Source organism: Mesorhizobium sp. M2A.F.Ca.ET.067.02.1.1, assembly GCF_004023285.1.
GTDB lineage: Bacteria > Pseudomonadota > Alphaproteobacteria > Rhizobiales > Rhizobiaceae > Mesorhizobium.
The window spans coordinates 1-7143 of sequence record NZ_RZSB01000272.1; the positions used below are offsets into that span (position 1 = coordinate 1).

7 protein-coding genes and 2 pseudogenes are annotated in these 7143 nt (G+C 63.3%); 3 read left to right on the forward strand and 6 right to left on the reverse strand.

The window, feature by feature from the left end; all coding sequences use genetic code 11:
• Positions 1–509, forward strand: a pseudogene (locus EOA28_RS18835) (alanine dehydrogenase); the annotation flags it as partial.
• A 445-nt stretch (positions 510–954) separates the two neighbouring features.
• On the opposite strand, the gene EOA28_RS18840 reads toward EOA28_RS18835, so the two are convergent.
• The 6 genes from EOA28_RS18840 to EOA28_RS18865 all read right to left on the reverse strand — a co-directional run bounded on the left by EOA28_RS18840 (position 955) and on the right by EOA28_RS18865 (position 5581).
• Entirely contained in the window at positions 955–1422 is a 468-nt protein-coding gene (locus EOA28_RS18840; protein WP_127252795.1) for a DUF1203 domain-containing protein, read from the reverse strand.
• 243 nt (positions 1423–1665) lie between these two features.
• On the reverse strand, positions 1666–2223 hold the full coding sequence (locus tag EOA28_RS18845) for an OmpA family protein (protein WP_127252794.1): 558 nt from the start codon (positions 2221–2223) through the stop codon (positions 1666–1668).
• Positions 2224–2368: 145 nt separating this feature from the next.
• Positions 2369–2932: a GNAT family N-acetyltransferase gene (locus EOA28_RS18850; protein WP_127252793.1), complete on the reverse strand. Its 564-nt coding sequence runs from the start codon at positions 2930–2932 to the stop codon at positions 2369–2371.
• A complete protein-coding gene (gene sseA / locus EOA28_RS18855; protein ID WP_127252792.1) occupies positions 2932–3783 on the reverse strand; it encodes a 3-mercaptopyruvate sulfurtransferase in 852 nt (283 codons plus the stop codon). Before sseA ends, EOA28_RS18850 begins: the two co-directional genes overlap by 1 nt.
• Positions 3784–3803: 20 nt before the next feature.
• Positions 3804–4547, reverse strand: coding sequence for an alanyl-tRNA editing protein (locus EOA28_RS18860; protein WP_127252791.1), 744 nt, complete (start codon positions 4545–4547; stop codon positions 3804–3806).
• Positions 4547–5581: a cysteine synthase A gene (locus tag EOA28_RS18865; protein WP_127252790.1), complete on the reverse strand. Its 1035-nt coding sequence runs from the start codon at positions 5579–5581 to the stop codon at positions 4547–4549. Before EOA28_RS18865 ends, EOA28_RS18860 begins: the two co-directional genes overlap by 1 nt.
• 191 nt (positions 5582–5772) lie before the next feature.
• On the opposite strand from EOA28_RS18865, the gene EOA28_RS18870 reads away from it, so the two are divergent.
• Positions 5773–6621 carry an SDR family NAD(P)-dependent oxidoreductase gene (locus EOA28_RS18870; RefSeq protein WP_128315147.1) on the forward strand — a complete coding sequence of 283 codons (849 nt, stop codon included), beginning with the start codon at positions 5773–5775 and terminating at the stop codon, positions 6619–6621.
• A gap of 69 nt (positions 6622–6690) precedes the next feature.
• Positions 6691–7143: pseudogene (locus tag EOA28_RS18875) on the forward strand (alpha/beta hydrolase); the annotation flags it as partial.

The following is a 7143-nucleotide window of genomic DNA, read 5'->3' on the forward strand; positions in this document are numbered from 1 at the left end:
GTCTGCGCCAGCTCGACGACATTTTTGGCGGCCGCGTCCACACGCGTTACTCGACCGTCGAGGCGTTGGAAGAGGAATGCTTCTCGGCCGACGTCGTTATCGGCGCCGTGCTGATCCCGGGCGCCGCGGCGCCCAAGCTCGTCACCCGCGAGATGCTTTCCGGCATGAAGAAGGGCTCGGTGCTGGTCGACGTCGCGATCGACCAGGGCGGCTGCTTCGAGACCTCGCATGCCACGACGCATGCCGATCCGACCTATGAGGTCGACGGTGTGATCCACTATTGCGTCGCCAACATGCCGGGCGCCGTGCCGGTCACCTCGGCGCACGCGCTCAACAACGCGACGCTGCACTATGGCCTGCAGCTCGCCGATAAGGGGCTCAAGGCGCTGGTCGACGACCACCACCTGCGCAACGGCCTCAACGTCCACAAGGGCAAGATCACCAACCGCGCCGTCGCCGAAGCGCTCGGCTACGAAATGGTCGAGCCGAAAGCGGTGCTCGCCGCCTGATATCCGGCAAGAATTCCTCCTGTCACGCCCGCCGGTTAACTCCGGCGGGCTTTTTTCTTGCGCGGAAGTAGGTTTCCGTGAAGAAGTCCGGACAACAAAAAAGCGGAGCAAAAGCCCCGCTTCCTCGATGTTGCGACCTGCCGCCGGTCCATCCGCGGTCGACTGATCATCAACCATTGCTTCTTAGCAAAGGAGTACGACGAGAATACGACAGTCTTGACGGACTTCGATCCTGTCTTTCGGCCGTTATGCGTCCCTGTGTGAAGTGCTTCACATTCGCGCGGCGGGAAAGATGCCTAGAAACGCGATGCTACTGGCGGTCTGTGCTGCTTGCCGGGTTCGGACAATCCCGACCTGACAGCGCTTGCCGACAGCTTCTGTCAGACCCTCCAACGGCCCGCCTGACCATCGGCGGGCTTCTTTTTTGGGGCTTGTCGGTTTGGGATCAGGCCCGCTCGATGCGGCATTGATAGCAATTGTTCCGCGCCGAGCGGACGTGGATGTAGGCGATGTCGTCGCGCTCAAGCAGTGTTGTGGCGCGGGCTGCGATATCGCCCGTCGGCGTGACCGCGCCGCTGCCATAGACGATGCGATCGTCCTTGCCATAGCCCCTGACGATATAGTCGCTGCTTGCCAGCATTTCCGGCGGCGCATCCCCGTCGGCGGCGCGTTCGCATTCCTCGGCATGCAGAAAGATTGGGCCGGTTTCGGCATAGGGCTGCAGTTCCGGGAATGGCCGGTAGGCAACGATCAGATAGCCGTCGCCGGCTGCGACGTTTTTCATGCAATGCCTGCAGGGCACGCCGTCGCCGTTGGAGATCCGGTGTTCCGGGGTGAGGCCATAGGCGTCGGGCCCTCCCCGCTGCAAGGCGCGCACGGCTTCGGTCGGCAAGGCTTTGAACTTTATGCTCATGGCGAATCTCCGGTGGCGACGTCCGGAAATTATGCTTTGGCGGCAGTGCCTCCCACCCGATTCCTGCCTAGAGCGGTTCACCGTTTCACGGAAACGGCGAACCGCTCTAACTCTTTGTTTTTACGCAATTCCGGACGGAAAACCGCTCACACTTTTCCTGGAATTGCTCTAGCGGCACGCATAAGGAAGAGCCCGGCTGCTTTGCGCAACCGGGCTCTAGACATGGCATTGTCGGACTGAGCGTTACCGCACGAAGTCGTCGAAGCGGCGCAGCGTCACGCGGCGGTTGCGCCAGTTCTCCTGCTGGGTCGGAACGAGCAGGAATTTCTCGCCATAGCCAACGGTTTCCAGCGCGAATGCGGGCACGCCGAACTCGCCTACCAGGGTCCGCTTCAGGGAGGCGGCACGGCGCTCGGACAGGACCTGGTTCGACTCGAAGGAGCCGACAGCGTCGGTGTGGCCCTCGATCAGGATGCGGGCGCCACGGTCGCGTCGCAGGATGCGATCGAGCGCGTCGGCGATGATCTCGACCTTGCCATATTGCGAGGGGGCGATGGCGGCCGAGCCGAACTCGAAATTGATCGACTGGATGTCGATCGAACGCGCCATGCGCCGCAGGTCCGGCCGGCGCTTGAACTCGCGAATGGTGACACGTTCATTGGGGCGCAGCTTCTTCCTGGGCGCGGCCTCGAGCTGCCGCTCGATGGTCGCGGCCGAAGGCGTGGTCGCCTGTGCGAATGCCAGGCTCGGCATGGCAATTGCCGCGATCGCGGCGACGGCAAACATACGTCGGGTCAACATGTCTTTTCTCCCACAAGCTCGGGCTCGTAATGCGGCCGGACAATGGCAAAGACAGTCTGGAGCGGCGATGAACGGAATGTTCAGGCCCACGGCAATTCTGGGAAAAGCGTCCGCCGGTTGGGCTCGGCTGCGGCGTGAAACGGGTCTAGCCTCGCATGACGCTGGCCGAACGCTCGGCGAAGGTCAGCGGGTGCACGACTTCCTTCTTCTGCGCCACAGGCGTGAAGCCGAGTTTCTGGTACAGCGGCAGTGCCGCCGGATGGTCGAGCGTGCAGGTCTGCACGGACACGAACTTTGGCCCATATGCCCAGGCCGCCGAGATCGCCGCGCCGAGGAACCAGCGGCCGATGCCCTGGCCATGCGCATGTTCCATCATGCCGAAATAGGCGAGCTCCACTTCGTCCGGAAGATGCGGCTTTAGGTCGAAGAAGCCGGCTGGAGCGCCATCGAGATAGAGCACCCTGACGTCGCGGTCCTCGCGGTGCAGGCCGGCGGCAAGCTCCTCGTCGCTCATCCTCAGCACATTGACCCAGTGCCATTTGCGCCCGACGCGATCTATCAAATAGCGGTAGAAATGGAGCGGGATGTCCTTGGTCTTCAGCAGCGCGATCTGCCGGTTGTAGGGGATTGGCGGCGAAACCGCGGGTGCGGCGTGCATCTCCAGGAACGTGACCGTGACATCGATAGCTTGCGGCGCGCCGTTTTCCATCACTCTTTCCCCGTCGCCACCGGCGTGTCGCTGAGACCGCCCCATTCCGTCCACGAACCGTCGTAAAGCCGGTTGTCGGTATGGCCGAGCGTCTCCAACGCGAGCGTGATCGCCGCCGCCGTGATGCCCGAGCCACAGGACGTGACGACCGGCTTCGACAGGTCGATGCCGGCATCCTCGATCACCTTACGCAGTCGATCCTTGGGCAGCAGCTCGCCATTCTCGGCAAGCGCAGTGATCGGGACATTATGCGCGCCCGGCATATGGCCCGAACGGACGCCCGGGCGCGGCTCCGGATCGATTCCGGCAAAACGGCCGGGCGAGCGTGCGTCGGCGATCTGGCTCTGGCGGCCCTCGACGATCCTGCGCATCTCGTCGAGGCTGACAACCCGGCCGGCATCGAAATCGGCATGGAAGACGCTCGGCGCGATCTTGGTCGGCTCGGACGTCACGGGCCGCCCCTCGGCCTTCCAGCGGTCGAAGCCACCGTTCAGAATATAGACCTGGAAAACGCCCATGACGCGGAACATCCACCAGGCGCGCGGCGCCGAGAACAGGCCAGGCCCGTCATAGATGACGATGGTGTCATCAGCCGTAACGCCCATGGCGCCGACATATTGGGCAAAGTGCTGCGGCGAAGCCAAAGTGTGCGGCAGGTTGGAATCCGGGTCGGAAACCGCATCCTGGTCGAGGAAGCGCGCCCCTGGGATATGCGCGGCATCGTATTCGGCGCGGGCGTCTCGCTTTTGCGCCGGCAGATACCAGGAGGCGTCGATGATGGTGAGGCCGGGCTCGCCAAGCTGCTTCTCCAGCCAGTCGGCGTCGACGATGAAGGGACTGTCCTGCGCCATTTTGTTCTCCCTGGCCCGCCTCAATTCGCCGGCATCGGGCCGAAGCGGATGCGGAACCGCCGGTTCTCGCGGCCTTTCTTCTCGATCTTGCCGATATGAATCTCGCCGACCTCGCCGGTCGACTTCACATGCGTTCCGCCGCAGGGCTGGCTGTCGACCGAGCCGTTGTCGCCGATGCAGACCAGGCGGATTTTTCCTGTGCCGACCGGTGGGCGGACGTTCTTCGATTTGACCAGGCCGGGATTGGCGGCGAGCTCTTCGTCGGTGATCAACCGGGTGAAGATCGGATGGTCGGCGCGCACCAGTTCCATCAGGCGGGCCGTAACATCTTCCTTGGTGAAGCCGGTGTCGGGGATATCGAAGTCGACACGGCTGTCGTCCTCGGCGACCGCGGCCCCGGTGATCGGAAACGGGCAAACGACCGTCAGCAGGTGGCAGGCGGTATGCATGCGCATCAGAAGGTGCCGCCGCTCCCAGTCGATCGAGAGCTTCAGCCTTTCGCCGGCAGCGGGGAGCAGCTGCTCCGGCGCCGGCACGTGGATGATCTCATCCTTGGTCTCGCCGGTGATGGTGGCGGCGATCGCGATGCGGCCGCCGTCCGCTCGTTCGAGCATGCCGGCATCGCCCGGCTGTCCACCCGACGTGGCGTAGAAGATGGTGCTGTCGAGAAGGATGCCACCCCGATCGTTGACGGCGACAACCTCGGCCTCGGCCGTCGTCTGATAGGCGTCGTCGCGAAACAGCGCCGCTGTCATGTGCGCCATCATGCTACCTTTTCGAACGGCACGGAAATGTCGGCCTTTTCTTCCATCCAGCCCGGCACCGGAAGGTTCTTGCCGCGCAGGAACTCCGGATTGAAGAGCTTGGACTGGTAGCGCGTGCCGTAGTCGGCAAGGATCGTCACGATGGTGTGGCCCGGTCCGAGCTCGCGCGCCAGCCGGATGGCGCCGGCGATGTTGATGCCGGTCGAGCCGCCGACACAGAGGCCCTCTTCCTGGATCAGGTCGAAGATGATCGGCAACGCTTCCTCGTCCGGGATCTGGAAGGAGAAGTCCGGCCTGAAGCCTTCCAGATTGGCGGTGATGCGGCCCTGCCCGATGCCTTCGGTGATCGAGCTGCCGTCGGATTTCAACTCGCCGCTGGTGTAGAAACTGTAGAGCGCCGCGCCCAGCGGATCGGCGAGCGCGATCTTGACGTCCTTGCTCTTGTCCTTGAGCCCCAGCGCGACACCAGCGAGCGTGCCGCCGGAGCCTACGGCCGAAACGAAGCCATCGACCTTGCCGCCGGTCTGGGCCCAGATCTCCTCGGCCGTCGTGCGGACATGACCGTCGCGGTTGGCGACATTGTCGAACTGGTTGGCCCAGATCGCGCCGTTCGGCTCCGAGCGCGCCAGTTGCTCGGCAAGCCGGCCGGACAGTTTTATGTAGTTGTTGATGTTCTTGTAGGGCACGGCCGGTACTTCGATGAGCTCCGCGCCCAAGATCTTGATCGTGTCCTTCTTTTCCTGGCTCTGCGTGTCGGGGATGACGATCACGGTGCGGTAGCCGAGCGCCTTGGCGACCAGCGTCAAGCCGATGCCGGTGTTGCCGGCAGTGCCTTCGACGATGAGCCCGCCGGGCTTGAGCAGCCCGCGCTGTTCGGCGTCGCGGATGATGAACAGGCCGGCCCGATCCTTCACCGATTGCCCCGGATTCATGAACTCGGCCTTGCCGAGGATCTCGCAGCCGGTCGCTTCCGAAGCCTTGTTGAGCCGGATCAGGGGCGTGTTGCCGATCGCTTCGATCACTGAACGGGGCATGTGGGATTCCTTCATGTGTGCGGCGAGACCCTAAAAACCGGACGCCGCGGTTTCAAGGCAAGATTTTGCCTGGTCCAGTCGCATTGCGGATGGTGCAACGCTCGCGACCATTTCGGTGCCAAGTGCAAAACCGCTCTTTTCAACCGAATTCTCCGCCGCTAGAGCAAACCGGAACATCCGCAGGACACCCTATGACACTCTACCGGGCCAATCCGAAAGACGGTGTCGCCTGGATCACGGGCGGCAGCAGCGGGCTTGGTCGCGCGCTGGCCAAGGATCTCGCCAATCAAGGCTATGCCGTGGCGGTGACGTCGCTACCGGAAGATCCAGCCGACACGCTGATCGTCGAAACGGCGCAAATGTCCGGGCATGTGAGGTCCTTTCCCTGCGACGTCACCGACGAGCAGGGCATGGCCCGCACGGCCTCCGCGATCGAGGAGCAGATGGGACCGATCGTGCTTGCCGTCTTCAACGCCGGCAACTACATCGCCACCCCCGGAGAGAATCTGGTGGTGCGCGATTTCCATCGTTCCTTCGCCGTGAACTATTTCGGCATCGTCAACGGCGTGGTGCCTGTCGTCGAGCATATGCGCGTGCGCGGACGCGGCCATGTCGTTCTTGTCGGATCGGTCACCGCCTATTCCGGCTGGCCGACAACGGCGGCCTATGGCGGCACCAAGGCCGCGATCAACATCCTGGCGGAGTCGCTGAAATACGACTTCGACAAGATGAACATCCGCATCCAGGTCATCAATCCGGGGTTCATCGACACGCCTTTGACCGAAAAGAACAAGCTGCCGATGCCGGGCCTCATGCCTGTGCATCGCGCCTCGCGCCGCATGGCGCGCGGCATCAGGAAGGGCGGCTTCGAAGTCACCTTCCCGTATCACATACGCTGGCCGGTGAAGCTGCTCGGCCTGCTGCCGCGGCCGATCGGCCGCTTCGTCATCGGGCTCACCACCCACTGGTGGGGTCGGCCGCTGCATTTCGATCGCAGGCCGGCGGGCAAAAAAGACCCGTCCCGCGACAAGGCGACATAAGCCGGCGAAACGGCGATTGCCTGCCGGCGGGGACGGCCATAGGTTGAGAATCATTGCTTGGAGACTGGAATGGGGCGGCGGATCGTGCTGGCGGTGCTTGGCCTTGCAGTCATCCTGGTCGCCGGCTTCTTTCTCGGCCCGCGCGTGCCGGTAGACACCACAATCCGCTTCAATCCATCGGTGATCGGCGACGATCCGCAGGCCTATCTGGCACGTGAAGAGGCTGCCGTGCCCAACATCCGCGACGGGCTCGACAAGGAGATCATCTGGGCGAACCCGATGGTCCACGCCAAGACGCCTTTGGCCATCGTCTACATCCACGGCTTTTCCGCCTCTAAAGGCGAGGTCCGCCCCTTGCCGGATGACATTGCGGATGAACTGGAGGCCAACCTTTTCTACACGCGGCTGACCGGTCACGGCCAGGACGGCGTGGCTATGGCGCAAGGCAGCGTCAATGCGTGGATCAAAGACTATGAGGAGGCTTTGGCCATTGGGCGCGAAATCGGCGACAAGGTGATCGTC

Bases quoted from the DNA above. Each gene is read 5' to 3' on its own strand.
- EOA28_RS18840 (WP_127252795.1), bottom strand. From the start codon at position 1,422: ATGAGCATAAAGTTCAAAGCCTTGCCGACCGAAGCCGTGCGCGCCTTG.
- EOA28_RS18845 (WP_127252794.1), bottom strand. From the start codon at position 2,223: ATGTTGACCCGACGTATGTTTGCCGTCGCCGCGATCGCGGCAATTGCC.
- EOA28_RS18850 (WP_127252793.1), bottom strand. From the start codon at position 2,932: ATGGAAAACGGCGCGCCGCAAGCTATCGATGTCACGGTCACGTTCCTG.
- sseA (WP_127252792.1), bottom strand. From the start codon at position 3,783: ATGGCGCAGGACAGTCCCTTCATCGTCGACGCCGACTGGCTGGAGAAG.
- EOA28_RS18860 (WP_127252791.1), bottom strand. From the start codon at position 4,547: ATGGCGCACATGACAGCGGCGCTGTTTCGCGACGACGCCTATCAGACG.
- EOA28_RS18865 (WP_127252790.1), bottom strand. From the start codon at position 5,581: ATGCCCCGTTCAGTGATCGAAGCGATCGGCAACACGCCCCTGATCCGG.
- EOA28_RS18870 (WP_128315147.1), top strand. From the start codon at position 5,773: ATGACACTCTACCGGGCCAATCCGAAAGACGGTGTCGCCTGGATCACG.